17 protein-coding genes and 1 pseudogene are annotated in these 15,300 nt (G+C 70.6%); 9 read left to right on the top strand and 9 right to left on the bottom strand.

Features of this window, described 5'->3' with window-relative positions:
- Positions 1-70: 70 nt before the first annotated feature.
- The 4 genes from AQJ27_RS14935 to AQJ27_RS14950 all read right to left on the bottom strand — a co-directional run bounded on the left by AQJ27_RS14935 (position 71) and on the right by AQJ27_RS14950 (position 4,329).
- A complete protein-coding gene (locus AQJ27_RS14935; RefSeq protein ID WP_067367666.1) occupies positions 71-1,540 on the bottom strand; it encodes a sensor histidine kinase in 1,470 nt (489 codons plus the stop codon).
- Complete coding sequence (locus AQJ27_RS14940; protein ID WP_067367669.1) at positions 1,541-2,263, bottom strand: response regulator transcription factor; 723 nt, start codon at positions 2,261-2,263, stop codon at positions 1,541-1,543.
- 261 nt (positions 2,264-2,524) lie between these two features.
- Positions 2,525-3,247, bottom strand: coding sequence for an FMN reductase (locus tag AQJ27_RS14945; protein WP_067367672.1), 723 nt, complete (start codon positions 3,245-3,247; stop codon positions 2,525-2,527).
- Positions 3,244-4,329 (bottom strand): LLM class flavin-dependent oxidoreductase, encoded by a 1,086-nt coding sequence (locus AQJ27_RS14950; RefSeq protein ID WP_067367675.1) that lies wholly within the window; start codon positions 4,327-4,329, stop codon positions 3,244-3,246. The genes AQJ27_RS14945 and AQJ27_RS14950 overlap by 4 nt, the downstream gene beginning before the upstream one ends.
- Positions 4,330-4,507: 178 nt before the next feature.
- On the opposite strand from AQJ27_RS14950, the gene AQJ27_RS14955 reads away from it, so the two are divergent.
- A complete protein-coding gene (locus AQJ27_RS14955; RefSeq protein ID WP_067367678.1) occupies positions 4,508-5,326 on the top strand; it encodes a helix-turn-helix domain-containing protein in 819 nt (272 codons plus the stop codon).
- A 188-nt stretch (positions 5,327-5,514) separates the two neighbouring features.
- On the opposite strand, the gene AQJ27_RS14960 is transcribed toward AQJ27_RS14955, so the two are convergent.
- Positions 5,515-5,706 (bottom strand): type 2 periplasmic-binding domain-containing protein, encoded by a 192-nt coding sequence (locus tag AQJ27_RS14960; protein WP_067367682.1) that lies wholly within the window; start codon positions 5,704-5,706, stop codon positions 5,515-5,517.
- Between the two features lie 73 nt (positions 5,707-5,779).
- Entirely contained in the window at positions 5,780-6,664 is an 885-nt protein-coding gene (locus tag AQJ27_RS14965; RefSeq protein WP_067367686.1) for an NADP-dependent oxidoreductase, read from the bottom strand.
- A 144-nt stretch (positions 6,665-6,808) separates the two neighbouring features.
- Here AQJ27_RS14965 and AQJ27_RS14970 point away from each other — a divergent pair, with 144 nt between their 5' ends.
- Complete coding sequence (locus AQJ27_RS14970; RefSeq protein ID WP_067367689.1) at positions 6,809-7,285, top strand: winged helix-turn-helix transcriptional regulator; 477 nt, start codon at positions 6,809-6,811, stop codon at positions 7,283-7,285.
- On the opposite strand, the gene AQJ27_RS14975 is transcribed toward AQJ27_RS14970, so the two are convergent.
- A complete protein-coding gene (locus AQJ27_RS14975; RefSeq protein ID WP_079064984.1) occupies positions 7,198-7,755 on the bottom strand; it encodes a MarR family winged helix-turn-helix transcriptional regulator in 558 nt (185 codons plus the stop codon). The genes AQJ27_RS14970 and AQJ27_RS14975 overlap by 88 nt on opposite strands.
- 86 nt (positions 7,756-7,841) lie before the next feature.
- Positions 7,842-8,318, bottom strand: coding sequence for a hypothetical protein (locus AQJ27_RS14980; RefSeq protein WP_235613596.1), 477 nt, complete (start codon positions 8,316-8,318; stop codon positions 7,842-7,844).
- Positions 8,319-8,514: 196 nt separating this feature from the next.
- Between AQJ27_RS14980 and AQJ27_RS14985 the strand changes: the two genes are divergently transcribed.
- The 5 genes and pseudogenes from AQJ27_RS14985 to AQJ27_RS60800 all read left to right on the top strand — a co-directional run.
- Positions 8,515-8,853 (top strand): YnfA family protein, encoded by a 339-nt coding sequence (locus AQJ27_RS14985; protein WP_067367692.1) that lies wholly within the window; start codon positions 8,515-8,517, stop codon positions 8,851-8,853.
- A gap of 92 nt (positions 8,854-8,945) precedes the next feature.
- On the top strand, positions 8,946-9,722 hold the full coding sequence (locus tag AQJ27_RS14990; RefSeq protein WP_067367695.1) for an SDR family NAD(P)-dependent oxidoreductase: 777 nt from the start codon (positions 8,946-8,948) through the stop codon (positions 9,720-9,722).
- Entirely contained in the window at positions 9,722-9,928 is a 207-nt protein-coding gene (locus tag AQJ27_RS14995) for a hypothetical protein (protein ID WP_201264342.1), read from the top strand. Before AQJ27_RS14990 ends, AQJ27_RS14995 begins: the two co-directional genes overlap by 1 nt.
- Positions 9,929-9,965: 37 nt before the next feature.
- Positions 9,966-11,216, top strand: a complete 1,251-nt coding sequence (locus AQJ27_RS15000; protein ID WP_067367699.1) for a tyrosine-protein phosphatase — start codon at positions 9,966-9,968, stop codon at positions 11,214-11,216.
- A 133-nt stretch (positions 11,217-11,349) separates the two neighbouring features.
- Positions 11,350-11,542, top strand: a pseudogene (locus AQJ27_RS60800) (hypothetical protein); the annotation flags it as partial.
- Positions 11,543-11,794: 252 nt separating this feature from the next.
- On the opposite strand, the gene AQJ27_RS15005 reads toward AQJ27_RS60800, so the two are convergent.
- Positions 11,795-12,988, bottom strand: a complete 1,194-nt coding sequence (locus tag AQJ27_RS15005) for an RtcB family protein (RefSeq protein ID WP_067367703.1) — start codon at positions 12,986-12,988, stop codon at positions 11,795-11,797.
- A 213-nt stretch (positions 12,989-13,201) separates the two neighbouring features.
- On the opposite strand from AQJ27_RS15005, the gene AQJ27_RS15010 reads away from it, so the two are divergent.
- Together AQJ27_RS15010 and AQJ27_RS15015 are read left to right on the top strand one after the other, a co-directional pair.
- Entirely contained in the window at positions 13,202-14,038 is an 837-nt protein-coding gene (locus AQJ27_RS15010) for a hypothetical protein (RefSeq protein WP_067367707.1), read from the top strand.
- A 147-nt stretch (positions 14,039-14,185) separates the two neighbouring features.
- Positions 14,186-15,082, top strand: a complete 897-nt coding sequence (locus tag AQJ27_RS15015) for a DUF3558 family protein (protein ID WP_079064985.1) — start codon at positions 14,186-14,188, stop codon at positions 15,080-15,082.
- Positions 15,083-15,300: the final 218 nt, after the last annotated feature.

The following is a 15,300-nucleotide window of genomic DNA, read 5'->3' on the forward strand; positions in this document are numbered from 1 at the left end:
TACACCGCCTGCGGGTCCGTCGTGACTGGTCGCGCAGTTCCCCGCGCCCCTTCAGGGCGCTGTCCGCCCGTCAGTCCTCCTCCGTCGGGTAGTCCGCGCTCACCGTGAACCCGATGACCGCGCCTCCCCCCTCCCGCCGGAAGGCGAACGGCGCTCCGCCGTGGCCGGTGGCCACCTCGCTGACGATGGACAGACCGAGCCCGGAACCGGGCAGGCTGCGGGCGTCGGCGGCGCGGTAGAAACGGTCGAAGACCCGGACGAGATCGCCCTCGACCACGCCCGGACCCCGGTCGAGGACCTCGATCCGGACGCTGCCCGGAAGACCGCCGCCCACCCCGATGCCGGGGCGCACCGGACCGGTGACCGCGATCTCGATCGGCGCCTTGCCCTCGCGGTCGAACTTGGCCGCGTTCTCCACCAGGTTGGATATCGCCCGCTGGAGCGCCGTGGGACGGCCGTCGACCGTCGTGTCACCGCCCACCCGGACGAGGATGTCCCGCCCGGTGCGGCGCCGCGAGGCGATCGCCACGTCCTCGGCGAGATCGGCCAGGTCGATCCGCTGCACGGGCTCGGTGTCGGACCGCCCGGCCGCGAGCGCCACCAGCTCGTTGACGAGGTCGGTCAGCTCACGGGACTCCTGCGCCAGGTCGGCGACCAGCTCCTCGCGGGCCTCGGGCGGCAGCTCGTCGATACGGCGCAGCATGGAGATGTTCGTACGCAGCGAGGTCAGCGGCGTACGGAGTTCATGGCCCGCGTCCTGGACCAGCCGACGCTGGTCCTCCTCGGACTGGGCGAGCCGGCCGAGCATCCGGTCGAAGGAGCGGCCGAGGCGGGCCACCTCGTCGTATCCGGCCACCGGCACCTGGATGCCGAGCCGCCCGGTGCGCGCCACGTCCTCCGCGGCCCCGGCCAGCCGCACCAGCCGCCGGGTGATCCGCCGGGCCAGCCACCAGCCGAACAGCCCCGACGCGATCACCACCGCCCCCACCAGCAGCACGGTCCGCTGCTGCAGTTCCTGCAGCAGATCCTCCGTGTCGCTGAACTGCTGGGCCACCTGCACCGCGCCCCGCCGGCCGCCGAGCGCGACGGTCGCCACCCGGTAGCGGTCGCCGGCGACGTCGACCTCCCCGTGCTCCACCCACTTGCCCGCGGTGGCGGACGCGGCTGTCCGCCGGTCGGCGGCGGTCACGGGCAGCGCGGGCTTCCCGCGGTCGGATATCACCCCACCGCGCCCGAGCACCTGCACATCCGTACGGGCGGGCCGGATGATGTCGTCCAGGGGCCCGTCGTGATCGGGGTCGGACGACGAGAAATCACCCGGGTCCAACGCCGTCCCGCGCACCTGGACCCGCAGGTCCTGCACGACCCCGGAGAAGACGGTCTGCTGGTCCACCCGCACCAGCCGGGCGGCGGCGTCGTAACTCAGGAACCCGACGAGGACGGTGACCGCGGCGGCCACGGCGGCGAAGGACAGGGTGAAGGTGGCCCGCAGGGAGGACACCCGCCGGGGCCGCAGCCCCGTGAGCCATCGGGGTGGCACTCAGTCCTCCCTCAGCACATACCCCACGCCCCGGACGGTGTGGATCAGCGCCGGCGCTCCCGGCTCGTCGAGCTTGCGCCGCAGATACCCCACGTACACGGCGAGGTTCTTGGAGCCGGGACCGAAGTCGTAGCCCCAGATGCGGTCGTAGATCGTGGCGTGGTCGAGGACGATGCCCGCGTTGCGGACGAGCAGTTCGAGCAGCTCGAACTCGGTGCGGGTGAGCTCCAGCTCGCGCTGTCCGCGCCAGGCGCGGCGCGCCTGGATGTCCATGCGCAGCCCGGCCGCGGAGATCTGCCCCGACGCCTCCTTCGACGCGAACACCGACGGCGACGACGCCGGTACGCCGGCGGGGGTGCCGTTCACCGGAACGGTCCGGCGGAGCAGGGCCCGCAGCCGGGCGAAGACCTCCTCCACGTCGAACGGCTTGACCACGTAGTCGTCGGCCCCGGCGTCCAGGCCCGCGATGCGGTCGGCCGTCTCGACCAGTGCGGTGAGCATCAGGATCGGCGTACGGTCCCCCTCCGCGCGCAGCACGCGGCACACCTGCAGCCCGTCGATACCGGGCATCATCACGTCCAGGACGAGGACGTCCGGTGGTGTGCGGTGGGCCTGGGCCAGCGCCTCTACGCCGTCGGCGACGGCCGTCACCGCGTAGCCCTCCAGCGTCAGTGCCCTTTCCAGGGCATGGCGGATGGCACGGTCGTCCTCGGCGAGCAGCACATTCTGGGGCACCCCACCAGTCTGCCAAGCCTCCGGCCGGGTACCACCTGGTGGGCGGTGGTCAGGGTGGGCTTCTTACCCGCCTCTCACCCCTCCCCCCGCGAGTCACTTACCTCGCCCGGCCAGTCTGTCCCGTATGTCAGGACGGGCGGACCCGCGAATCCCCCAATAGGGGTCCGGCCGGTGCGGAGGGGGTGGGCCGGAAGCGCAGGACGGTGGCGGCCCACCCCCTCTTCCGGCCTTCACGGCCTTCTGCTGCCCCTACGGCCGCAGCGCGGCGAGCTGCTGCTCGAAGGGGATGACGGTGAACCTGTCGGCCGAGGCGAGGGCCCCGTCGAGCGAGCGCGGCGCGATGGCGGCGGCGGTGTCGGTGTCCACGGCCACCGAAGCGTCCGCCGCTTGCGCCACATCCGCCACATCCGCCGTGTCCGCCACATCGGCCCCTCGCACAGCCCCGGCCCCAGAGCCGGAGCCCAGGCCCTCCATGAGCCTCCCCAGTTCGCCCGCCGCGCGGTCGATCCGCTCGGCCAGGCCTTCCGCACCCCAGTCCTCCGAGGCCGCGTAGACAGCGGTCGGTACGACCACGGCACGCAGGTAGGCGAAGAGGGGGCGCAGGGCGTGTTCGAGGACGAGGGAGTGGCGGGCGGAGCCGCCGGTCGCGGCGATCAGGACCGGCTTGCCGGTGAGCGCGTCCTGGTCCAGTACGTCGAAGAAGGACTTGAACAGGCCGCTGTAGGAGGCGGAGAACACCGGCGTGACCACGATCAGACCGTCCGCCTCCGTCACCGCCTCCAGGGCCGCGGACAGGGCCCGCCCGGGAAAGCCGCTGGTGAAGTTGTGGGCGATCTCCACGGCCAGGTCGCGCAGTTCGACGACCTGGACGTCGACGGACGTGTACCGGCCGGTGGCGGCGGCCAGCCGGTCGGCCAGCAGCCGGGTCGACGAGGGGACGCTCAGCCCCGCCGAGACGACGACGAGCTTCATACGACGCTCACTTCCTGAGCCTTGAGCAGGGACTGGTGGGTCGGCGCGTCCGGCACATCCGCCGGGCGCCCCTTGGCGAACTCCTCGCGCAGCACCGGGACGACCTCCTCGCCGAGCAGGTCGAGCTGCTCGAGGACCGTCTTCAGCGGCAGCCCGGCGTGGTCCACCAGGAACAGCTGGCGCTGGTAGTCACCGGCGTAGTCGCGGAAGGCCAGGGTCTTCTCGATGACCTCCTGCGGGGAGCCGACGGTCAGCGGGGTCTGGTCGGTGAACTCCTCCAGGGAGGGTCCGTGCCCGTAGACCGGCGCGTTGTCGAAGTACGGCCGGAACTCGCGCACGGCGTCCTGGGAGTTCTTCCGCATGAACACCTGCCCGCCGAGACCGACGATCGCCTGCTCGGGCGTGCCGTGCCCGTAGTGCGCGTACCGCTCCCGGTACAGCTCGACCATCCGCTGGGTGTGGTCGGCCGGCCAGAAGATGTTGTTGTGGAAGAAGCCGTCACCGTAGTAGGCGGCCTGCTCGGCTATCTCCGGCGACCGGATCGAGCCGTGCCACACGAACGGGGGCACCCCGTCCAGCGGACGCGGCGTCGAGGTGAACGACTGCAGCGGCGTGCGGAACTTGCCCTCCCACGTCACCACGTCCTCGCGCCACAGCCGGCGCAGCAGTGCGTAGTTCTCCACCGCCAGGTTGATGCCCTGACGGATGTCCTGCCCGAACCAGGGATACACCGGCCCGGTGTTCCCCCGCCCCATCATCAGGTCCACCCGCCCGTCGGCCAGGTGCTGCAGCATCGCGAAGTCCTCCGCGATCTTCACCGGGTCGTTGGTGGTGATCAGCGTGGTCGACGTCGAAAGGATCAGCCGTTCGGTCCGCGCCGCGACATAGCCGAGCATCGTGGTCGGCGACGACGGCACGAACGGAGGGTTGTGGTGCTCACCCGTCGCGAAGACGTCCAGGCCCACCTCTTCCGCCTTCTGCGCGATGGCGACCATGGCCTTGATCCGCTCGGCCTCGGTCGGCGTACGGCCGGTCGTCGGGTCCGCCGTGACATCGCCGACGCTGAAGATTCCGAACTGCATGGTCGCTCACCCTCCAGGTTGTTTACGATTCAACTATACCCCCAAACGATCCACCCCCCGTCGCTATTCCGCGCACCACCCACCCCCGCCCCCCGACCGTGACCCCTGCCCCTGCCCCGACCCCTGCCCCTGCCCCTGCCCTGCCCCGACTGTCAGTGCCCCGCCCTACGATCCCGTCATGGCCGCCCCACGCCGTGACACCCGAGGCATCGTCGACGCCGCCGAGCTCTTCGCGCGCGTCCGCTTCCGGCGCCGCGAACCGGCCGAGCCGCTCCGCCCCTACCTGGAGCACTACTGGCTGATCGACTGGGACCTGCCCGAGCCGTACGCCTCCCACGTGGTCCCGCACCCGTCCGTGAACGTCGTCTTCCAGAGGTACACGGGTCAGAACCCCGTCGACTTCGGCGAGGTGGCCGGCATCGGCCTCGACCTGTTCACACAGAAACTGGAGGGCCGGGGACGGGTGTGCGGGATCCAGTTCCGCCCGGGGGGCTTCCGCCCCTTCGTGCCGGGACGGGCCCTGACGTCACTCACGGGCGAGCGCCTCGCGCTCCACACGGTGTTTCCCACGGTGGACGCCGCCACGGTCCCCTCCGTCCTCGACCCCGCCGACGAGGACGCACGCGTGGCCGCGCTCGACGCGTTCCTCCTGGGCCTCGGTCCGCGCCCGGATCCGCAGGCCGACCTCGCCATGGCCCTGGTGGACCGCATCCGGGGCGACCGCGCCATCCGGCACGTCGGCGACTTCGCACGCGCCGAGGGGATGACCGTGCGGGCCCTGCAACGGCTCTTCGCCGCGTACGTCGGCGTCGGCCCGAAGTGGATCATCCTGCGCTACCGGATCCACGAGGCCCTGTCCCGCGCGGAGGCCTCCGGCCCGGTCGACTGGGCCGCCCTCGCCGCCGACCTCGGCTACGCCGACCAGGCCCACCTAGTCCGCGACTTCACAGCGACGGTAGGAGTACCCCCCACCACCTACGCAACCACCATCCACTGACCCGACTCCGACTGCGGGTGGGTGGAGGCTCGGTTGCCGGCCGACGGGGGCCGGGGCGCAGCCCCGCCCCCAGGGGCGCGGGGAACTGCGCGCCAAGCCCCCACCCACCCGCAGCCGACAAACCCACCTGGCGGCGGAGCCCTCCCGCATCACCGCGTCGTGGTGGTGATCGTGTCCCGGAGCCAGCGTTACGCGGCGTCGTCGTCCAGGCGGGGATGCCAGGACATCGCACAGCTGATCGGACCGATCTCGCTCGGTGCCGGGATGACGGTGGTGGTGCCCGGCGACGCGTGCCGGATCGCGAAGCTCCTCGGCAGCGTCGCCATCAGCGAGGTTCCGGGCACCGCGGCGGCCGCCGCCGCGTGGTAGGGCACGGTCACACCCGCGCGCCTCGGGCTGCCCGGCAGCAGGACTCCGAGATCACCCCATGCCCCCTCCGGGCACCCCGCGGACTCAGGGGATCAGGACCAGCCGCCCCCGCAGCCCGCCCCCGGCCAGCCGCGCGTGCGCCTTCCCCGCCTCCTCCAGCCCGTACGTGTCGGCGACCCGGGTCGTGAGCACCCCCTCGTCGACGAGCGCCACCAGCTCCGCGAGGCGCGCCCCGTCGGCGCGCACCTCCACCGAGTCCGTCCGCACCCCCCGTACGGACGCCGGATGCGCCCCCGGGATGACGCCCACGAACACCCCGCCGTCCCGCGCCCACTCCAACGCCGCCGCGCCGAGAATCGCCGCGTCCAGCACCCCGTCCACGCCCTCCACGCCACCCGGCGCGAAGTGGGCCGCCCCCAGCGACCGTACGAGCTCCTCGTCGCTCTCACGGGCCACCCCCGTCACCACGAGACCGCGGTGGGCGGCGAGTTGGACCGCGTACCCGCCGACCGCCCCCGCCGCACCCGTCACCGCCAGGCTCTGCCCGGGCTCCAGGGCCAGCAGGTCCAGGGCCCGGTCCGCGGTGAGGGCGTTGAGGGGCAGGGTGGCCGCGTGGACGGGGTCCACCGAGCTCGGCGCCCCGGCCACCGCGTCCGCGTCCACGACCACGTGATCGGCGTGCGTGCCAAGGGACTTGACCGCCCCGTACGACAGCGCCACCACCTCGTCGCCGACCCTCCACCCCGCGTCCGCGCCCACCGCGTCCACCGTCCCTGCCACATCCCAGCCCAGTCCGAGCCGCCGCCCCGCGCCCCCGAAGCCGCCCGCGCGCACCCCGGCGTCGACCGGATTGAGCGCGGCGGCCGCCACCTTGATCCGAATCTGCCGGGCACCCGGCTCCGGCACCTCGACCTCCGCGATCTCCACCGCTTCCGGCCCACCGAACTCCGTCACGACCACTGCCCGCATGTCAGCTCTCCCTGTGTCCCGCGCCCAGCGCGTCGATTCACCTGATTCACCCGGGTTTCTCTCCCGTCGCAACAACCCTAGGAAGAGTTACTCTCTTTTGGTAAGTAGGCACCTGAAGGTGCGTACGTCACCCGGAGGTGAGTCATGGCGACCACGACCGCGGCGCAGCGGCGCGCGCAGGCGCGGATCGAGTACGACGCGTTCATCCGCAGCTGCCCCACCAACCAGCTCCTCGACCGCATCAGCGACAAGTGGGTCAGCCTGGTCGTCAGCGCGCTCGCCCAGGCGGACGGGGCCTCGATGCGCTACAGCGACCTGGGCCGCAAGCTCGCGGGGATCAGCCCCAAGATGCTGACGCAGACGCTGCGTTCACTGGAGCGCGACGGCATCCTGGTCCGCACGGTGACGCCGTCCGTGCCCGTCCGCGTCGACTACGAACTGACCCCCCTCGGCACCAGCCTCGCCGGACTGCTCTCCGCCGTGAAGGACTGGGCGGAACTGCACATCGAGGAGGTCAACGAGGCTCGGGAGCGTTACGACGACGACGGCGACGCCCCGTCCGAAGGCTCGGCGGGCTCCGTGAGCTCCGTAGGCTCCGGACGATCCTCGTCGGCCTCCTGAAGGTCCCCGTCCCGCAGGCGGGCGATCTGCTCCGCGCTCAGGTCCACCGTGCGGCGCATGTGCCCGATGATCAGGGCCAGTTCGTCGTCCGCCAGCTCGTCGAAGAGCGCGTACCAGCCGCCACCCAGCCGGTCCCACACCCGCCCGAACTCGGCGACCTTCTCCGGCACGGTCGCCACCAGCACCCGCCGCCGGTCCACGGCGTCCCGCTGCCGCACGACATAGCCCGCCTTCTCCAGCCGGTCCACCAGCCGCGTCGCCGAACCGGTCGTCAGACCGGTCAGCTCCGCGATCCGCCCGGTCGTCACCGGCCCGCCCTCCAGGCTGAGCAGGTTCACACACTGCATGTCCGTGGGGTGCAGCTTCAGACGGTCGGCGAGGGCCTGGTTGAAGAGCGCGTACGAGGCCATGTAGCGGCGCGAGACGGTGGACAGCTCGTCGAGCAGCCGCGCACGCACGTTCCCTGACATGGCACGCCCCTTCACTGCCGCTTCACCCACGTCGGACAAAGATCGTACGTGCAACCGGCAGAACCACCCGGCGAACCGGACAGGTCCTAGAACACGTACGAGTCGCCGGTGTCCAGCACCAGCACCCGCTGCCGGTCGTTGCCGTGATCGCGGTCGACCGCACCGCCGCCCCACACCGTGTCGATCTCCAGCGTCACCTCCGACGGCTCCCCCAGCAGCCGTACCTTCAGCCGCATCCGGTCCCCCGGCCCGTCCGCCGCCAGCGGCCCCGTACGGCACACCACCTCCCGTTCGCCCGAATGCGCGCAGTCGCCCGGCAGCCGCTGCACATCCGCGAGCGGGGCCGACCAGCGCAGCCGGACCGTCGCGTCCTCGACGGTGTTCGGGCCGAGGTTCTGCGGGGTCAGCCGCAGGTCGACGAGCCCGGCCGCCATGGCCACCGAGCCGTGATAGGCGAGATCGGCCTCGGGAGCGAGGGCGCCGACGGACGACGCCCCGCCCAACGTCAGGGCCGCCCCCGCACCCATCACACCCATGCCCCGCACCCACGCGTCATTCCCCATCCCCGACCGCATCCCCAAACGCTTCCGCAATCGCATCCGCATCTCCATCGTCCGCATGACGTCGCTCCCTTCGCTCGGGGCCCGCACTCACTCACGCTCACGTGTGACCACCCGATGTATGCCACCCCAGACCGTCCACAGGCGCCGTCCATCAGGTGACGGAAGGGGCGGATACGGCCCGTGCGAGAGTGACGGCATGCTGATCGTCCGCTCCGCCGCCCTCTTCGTCATCGCCGCGCTCTTCGAGATCGGCGGCGCCTGGCTGGTCTGGCAAGGCGTGCGCGAGCACCGCGGCTGGCTCTGGATCGGCGCGGGCGTCATGGCGCTCGGCGTCTACGGCTTCGTGGCGACACTCCAGCCGGACGCCGAGTTCGGCCGCATCCTCGCCGCGTACGGCGGAGTGTTCGTGGCCGGCTCCCTCGTCTGGGGCATGGTCGCGGACGGCTACCGCCCCGACCGCTGGGACGTGACCGGCGCCCTCATCTGCCTCGCCGGAATGGCCGTGATCATGTATGCGCCGCGTGGCGGCAACTGAGCCCACGACCCCGCGGACGCCGACCGCCTGCCTATCCTGACGAGGACCGACCGCACCACGTACGCCAGTCAGCCACGTCCTAGGAGCAACCCATGACGTCCGCCGCGCCCTCCGCCTCCTCCCGTATCGCCGTCGTCACCGGCGCGAGCAGCGGTATCGGCGCGGCGACGGCCCGGCAGCTCGCCGCGGCCGGCTACCGCGTCGTGCTGACCGCCCGCCGCAAGGACCGCATCGAGGCACTGGCCGAGGAGATCAACGCGACGGGCCACCAGGCGACCGCGTACGCGCTGGACGTCACGGACCGCGCGGCGGTCGAGGAGTTCGCCGGCGCCTTCAAGACGATCGGTGTCCTGGTCAACAACGCGGGCGGCGCGCTGGGCGCCGACCCGGTCGCGACCGGCGACCCGGCCGAGTGGCGACAGATGTACGAGACGAACGTCATCGGCACCCTGAACATCACCCAGGCCCTGCTCCCGGCGCTCACCGCGAGCGGCGACGGCACGGTCGTCGTGCTGTCGTCGACGGCGGGGCACGGCACGTACGAGGGCGGCGGGGGCTATGTCGCCGCCAAGCACGCCGAACACGTCCTCGCCGAGACCCTCCGCCTGGAGATCGTCGGAACGCCGGTCCGGGTCATCGAGATCGCGCCCGGCATGGTCAAGACGGACGAGTTCGCGCTGACCCGCTTCGGCGGCGACACGGAGAAGGCGGCCAAGGTCTACGCGGGCGTGGCCGAGCCACTGACCGCCGACGACGTCGCCGACACCATCACCTGGGCCGTCACCCGCCCCAGCCACGTCAACATCGACCTCCTCGTCGTCCGCCCCCGCGCCCAGGCGTCGAACACCAAGGTCCACCGGGAACTGTGATGCCGGAGGGGATGCCGGACGGGATACCGATCGAGGCGCCGGACCAGACGCCGGACGAGACGTCGGACGCGCCCTCCGCGGAGCGCCGCCACCTCGCCGCGGAGAAGAAGAACCAGCGCTACGTCTGGTGGTACCTCGCGTACTTCCTCTTCGGCATCCACATCGTGGCCTTCGTCATGATCTACGCGATATCCCACGCAAAGTGATCGCGGCAGCCGTACGTCCGCCGTACGCTGCCGCGACGTGAACAGACACATACTCTTCGCCCGTCTGCACAACTTCCGCGACCTGGGCGGATACACCACCGCGGACGGCCGTACGGTCCGCCGCTCCCGCCTGTACCGCGCGGACTCGCTCGGCAAACTGACCCCCGGGACGCAGGACTGGGATCTCTTCCTCTCCCTCGGCATCCGCACGGTCGTGGACCTCCGCTACCCCTGGGAGATCGACGCGAAGGGCCGCGTCCCGGAGCATCCCTCCCTCACGTACCACAACCAGAGCATCGAACACCGCCCGTACGACCAGGCGGCACTGCCCCCGTCCGTCGCCCCCGGCCCCTACCTGGCGGCCCGCTACGCGGAGGTCGCCGAGGACGGCACCAAGGAAATCCGCGAGACACTGCGACTGATCGGGGCAGCGGCCGAATCGGACACCCCCCTGGTCTTCCACTGCGCCTCGGGCAAGGACCGCACGGGCCTGGTGGCGGCGCTGGTCCTGTCCCTCCTGGGCGTCCCCGAGCGGACGATCACCGACGACTTCACCCTCACGGAACGTGCCACGCCCCTCCTGGTGGCGGACTGGCGCGCCGACAACCCCGACCGCGATCTCCTGTGGCCGGCGTACGGCACGGCCCCCGCCGGGATCATGACCGGATTTCTGTCGGACCTGAAGTCCCGCTACGGGTCGGTCGAGTCCTACGTCACCGAGACCCTGGGCCTGCCTCCGACCTTCGCCTCGGCCCTCCGCGCACACCTCCTCGAACCCCCCTCCCCCCTCACCTTCCGCCGGGCGACCGAGACGGACATCCCCACCCTGGTCCGCCTCCGGGACGAGGCAGCCCACTGGCAGACCGCGCACGGGATCGACCAGTGGAAGCCCGGCCAACTCACCGAACCCCACTTCCGCACCCGCCTGGCGGAGGGCGAAGTCTGGCTGGCCCTCCTGAACGACCAGGTGGCGGGCGCCTGGGAACTCTGGTGGGACGACCCGGCCGCCTGGGGTCCCCAACCGCCCACCGCCGCCTACATCCACCGCCTGATGACCGACCGCCGCGTGGCACCGCCCGGAGCGGGCCGCCACATGCTGGCGGAGGCGGAACGCCGCATCGCAGCCGCGGGCCGCCCGCTGTCCCGCCTGGACTGCCTCTCCACCAACCCCCGCCTGCGCGAGTACTACCAAGCAGCCGGCTACACGGTCGTGGGCGAACAGACCGCCAAGGACGGCGGCCTGGGCACCCCCTACGCGGTGACCCTCCTGGAGAAACGCCTCCACTAACTCACAAGGGTGAACCGCATAGATCACCCATACGACCCCAGAACTCCCGACCTGGGCTCGCGCCACAACATCAAACACAACGGCCCTCGGCCGGGACTGCCATCCCGCCCGAGGGCCTGACCAAGACGCCTACATGTTCGGATTTTTGCAGGCCGACGGGCATCTCTCCCAGCAGTCAAGGCAGCGAGGGCGACTGACCGTCGAGATCAACGTGCGGGACACCGACCTCTTGCGCAGATTTCAGGAGTTGACGCGCCCGGACCAAACTCAACCAACTCGGTCTGCCCTACGGCCGCAAGTCGAAAACGATCACTCCGCCACGCGTCGTCCGCAGAGGACGTCGCGGCATGGACTCGCCCAGCCGGCTCCAAGCCCAGGCCGCCGCGCATCGAGTGGACCCACGAAATGGACCGGGTCCTGCTCGCCGCCCCGACCATTGCCCATGCAGCAGCCGAATTGGACTACTCCTGGAGCGCCTGCCAGGTTCGCCGCTGGAAACTGCTGCACGCGCAATAGGACTGCCGGACCAACCGGTTCATGATGGGCGCGGCGAATGTCCGCCACGCCCATCGCCGCTTCTAGCCCTTCACGCAGACGACCTGCTTCAGCTTCGCGACGACCTCCACGAGGTCGCGCTGCTGCTCGATGACCTGCTCGATCGGCTTGTACGCACCCGGGATCTCATCCACGACGCCGGAGTCCTTACGGCACTCGACGCCCTGCGTCTGCTCCTCCAGGTCCCGCGTCGAGAACTTGCGCTTCGCCGCGTTGCGGCTCATGCGCCGGCCCGCGCCGTGCGACGCCGAGTTGAAGGACTTCTCGTTGCCGAGTCCCCTCACGATGTACGAACCCGTGCCCATCGAGCCCGGGATGATCCCGTACTCGCCGGAGCCCGCGCGGATCGCGCCCTTGCGGGTGACAAGCAGGTCCATTCCGTCGTACCGCTCCTCGGCGACGTAATTGTGATGCGCGCTGACCTCCGGCTCGAAGGTCGGCTTCGCCTTCTTGAACTCCTTGCGGATCACGTCAATCAGGAGCGCCATCATCAGAGTGCGGTTGTACTTCGCGTACTCCTGCGCCCAGAAAAGGTCGTTGCGGTACGCCGCCATCTGCGGCGTGTCAGCGACGAAGACCGCGAGGTCACGGTCGACCAGCCCCTGGTTGTGCGGAAGCTTCTGGGCGACGCCGATGTGGTACTCGGCCAGTTCCTTGCCGATGTTGCGCGAACCGGAGTGCAGCATCAGCCAGACGGAACCGGTCGTATCTGTGCAGACCTCGATGAAATGATTTCCCGATCCGAGCGATCCCATCTGCTTAGTGGCACGTTCCTGACGGAATTTGACCGCTTCGGCGATGCCATCGAACCGCCCCCAGAAGTCGTCCCACCCACTCGTCGCCAGCCCATGGAAGCCGCCCGGCTCGACCGGCGAGTCGTGCATCCCCCGCCCCACCGGAATCGCCTGCTCGATCTTCGACCGAAGCCGCGAAAGATCCCCCGGCAGATCATTGGCGGTGAGCGACGTCTTGACGGCAGACATCCCGCAGCCGATGTCGACCCCCACCGCCGCCGGACACACCGCGTCACGCATGGCGATGACCGAGCCGACCGTCGCGCCCTTGCCGTAGTGGACGTCCGGCATGACGGCGAGCCCCTTGATCCACGGGAGCGTGGCCACGTTCTGGAGCTGGCGCAGGGCCACGTCCTCGACCGACGCCGGGTCCGTCCACATGCGGATGGGCACCTTGGCGCCCGGTATCTCTACGTACGACATAACATCCTCATTCCCCCGACAAACAACAAAAGTCATAGAACGCAAAACCCGCACCAAGGTCGACGTATGGGACAACGGACCGGCGTCCACGGCTGTGCGTGCGATACACATTGTCTGCAGGGGCCGCCCCCGCGCGGCAACCGAATAACCACAGGACAGCACCACAGAGCATCCCGGCCACAGGCCCCGGGAGCCGTCGAGAGGAGCCCGACCGTGCAGCGGAAGGCGTACGTCCCCGGCATCGCCGCGCTCCTCGCGGCTCTGCTGGCCGGCTGCACCGGAGGTTCGGCAAGCGACGGCACGGCGGCCGACCCCAAGCCGGGCGACGTCAGCGTGAACACCCCGGCCGCCCAGCCGGGCAAGTACCGCACGCTCCCGGAGGCCTGCGCCGCGGTGAGCCACGACAGCCTCGACTCGCTGCTGCCCGGCATCAAGCAGATCACCGACCAGGACCAGCGCGACACGGCGTACGAGGGCCAGGCCACCCTCACCTACGACACCGACCGTCGCGTCGGCTGCGGCTGGAAAGTGGACTCCACGGACGCCACCGACCATCTCAGCGTCGACTTCGAGCGCGTGGTCTCGTACGACAACACGGTGAGCGACGACTCCCGCGCCCAGGACATCTACGCGACCGAGGAGACCGCGGCGAACCTCCCCGAGGCCTCCCCTTCGGCGACGCCGTCCGACACCGGTTCCGCCACCTCCACCCCCTCGGCGACCCCCTCCACGTCCGCCTCTTCGACCGCCTCCTCGACCGCCTCCGCCTCCGCCTCGACCTCGGCCGGCCCGAGCGAGACTCCTGCCGACCTCCAGCCCCGCAAGCTCAGCAGCCTGGGCGACGAGGCGTTCCTCAACGACAAACTCAACTCCGGCACCTCGACGGCCCAGCAGCGCACCGTGACTGTGGTGTTCCGCACGTCCAACGTGATCGTGAGGATCGAGTACGCCGAGCAGCCGACCGCTTCCACCGGCACCCCGGACAGCGAAGAAATGCAGGACAAGGCCCGGAATCTGGCACAGAAGCTCGTCGACCGGCTCAACGGCTAGCGGGTCCGCCGGGGCGCGGGGGCACCCCACGCGAACCCCTCGAACAGGAAACGCACGGCTGCCTCACCGCGTACCGTGGCCCCTCGGACCCGACCGGTCGCACAAGCCATGTGCGGTCGCACCACGAGCGCCACGAGTGAAGGAACCATGCACCGACCAGCACAGCGAGTAGGCCGAGCCCCGCGACTCACCCGCATCCTTGTCAGCGCAGCCGCCGTCCCGGTGGTACTCGCCGCCGCCGGCTGTTCCTCGGACTCCGGCTCCGGCTCGGGATCGGGTTCGAGCGCCGACAACGCCGCCCAGAAGGGCACGGCCGCGACCTCGTCCGCGTCCCCGAGCACCTCCGCCGACGCCGTCAAGCCGGCCGCGTACGCGACGCTGCCTGCCCCCTGCTCGGTATTCTCGAAGAAGACGCTGGGCGAACTCGTACCGAAGGGCCTGAAGTCCGCCAAGTCGGGCAAGTCGGACGACGCGAAGGACCGCAGCAGCTGCTCCTGGAACAGCCTCGACAACAAGGGCGTCAAGGGTTCCCAGTTCCGCTGGCTGAACGTCTCCCTGCTGCGTTTTGACTCGGACGCGACCCGCGGTGAGGGCAACCAGCTCGCGCAGACCTACTACGACAAGCAGGTCAAGGACGCGCAGACGGTGACCGGCGCCACGGGCGCCCGGTCGGAGCCGGTCTCCGGGATCGGCGACGCGTCGACGGCGGTGCGCTACGGCCTGAAGAAGAAGGAAGGCTCCTTCAAGCAGCAGACGGTCGTGACGCGCGTCGAGAACGTCGTCGTCACGCTCGACTACAACGGCGCCGGTCTGGCCGGCGACAAGGCCCCCAGCGCGGACGACCTGACGAAGGCCGCGGAGAAGGCCGCCAAGGAGGCGGTGGCCGCCGTGGCCTCCGCGAACCAGGACGGCAGCCGGGCGACCACGGCCCCGTCGCAGTCGGCCTCCCCCTCCAAGTCCGCGAGCCCGTCGAAGTCGGCCTCCCCGTCGGCGTCGGCCAGCTCCAAGCCCTCGGCCTCGGCGTCGGCCACCAAGAAGAACTGACATTCGAGAAGTACTGACATTCAACGGGCGTCTGCGCGCAACTCGCCCGCCCAGCAGGGCATTTGAAGGAGTCCGGTCACCTCGCGGGCCGGACTCCTGGCATACCGGCCGCCCGTGCGCCGTACACATGTGCCACCCTGTTGCGCGCAACAACACGCAAGGAGAGGGGAGTACAGGTGGCCGCGCCAATCCAGCTCACACGAATGCACCGGATTCTC

This window comes from Streptomyces olivochromogenes (genome assembly GCF_001514115.1).
Lineage (GTDB): Bacteria > Actinomycetota > Actinomycetes > Streptomycetales > Streptomycetaceae > Streptomyces > Streptomyces olivochromogenes.

Coding starts and splice junctions, on each gene's coding strand:
- AQJ27_RS14970 (WP_067367689.1), top strand. CDS start 6,809: ATGGCGACCACGACCGCGGCGCAGCGGCGCGCGCAGGCGCGGATCGAG.
- AQJ27_RS14950 (WP_067367675.1), bottom strand. CDS start 4,329: ATGCAGTTCGGAATCTTCAGCGTCGGCGATGTCACGGCGGACCCGACG.
- AQJ27_RS14995 (WP_201264342.1), top strand. CDS start 9,722: ATGCCGGAGGGGATGCCGGACGGGATACCGATCGAGGCGCCGGACCAG.
- AQJ27_RS14955 (WP_067367678.1), top strand. CDS start 4,508: ATGGCCGCCCCACGCCGTGACACCCGAGGCATCGTCGACGCCGCCGAG.
- AQJ27_RS14965 (WP_067367686.1), bottom strand. CDS start 6,664: ATGCGGGCAGTGGTCGTGACGGAGTTCGGTGGGCCGGAAGCGGTGGAG.
- AQJ27_RS14990 (WP_067367695.1), top strand. CDS start 8,946: ATGACGTCCGCCGCGCCCTCCGCCTCCTCCCGTATCGCCGTCGTCACC.
- AQJ27_RS14945 (WP_067367672.1), bottom strand. CDS start 3,247: ATGAAGCTCGTCGTCGTCTCGGCGGGGCTGAGCGTCCCCTCGTCGACC.
- AQJ27_RS14975 (WP_079064984.1), bottom strand. CDS start 7,755: ATGTCAGGGAACGTGCGTGCGCGGCTGCTCGACGAGCTGTCCACCGTC.
- AQJ27_RS15015 (WP_079064985.1), top strand. CDS start 14,186: ATGCACCGACCAGCACAGCGAGTAGGCCGAGCCCCGCGACTCACCCGC.
- AQJ27_RS14985 (WP_067367692.1), top strand. CDS start 8,515: ATGCTGATCGTCCGCTCCGCCGCCCTCTTCGTCATCGCCGCGCTCTTC.
- AQJ27_RS15005 (WP_067367703.1), bottom strand. CDS start 12,988: ATGTCGTACGTAGAGATACCGGGCGCCAAGGTGCCCATCCGCATGTGG.
- AQJ27_RS14980 (WP_235613596.1), bottom strand. CDS start 8,318: ATGGGGAATGACGCGTGGGTGCGGGGCATGGGTGTGATGGGTGCGGGG.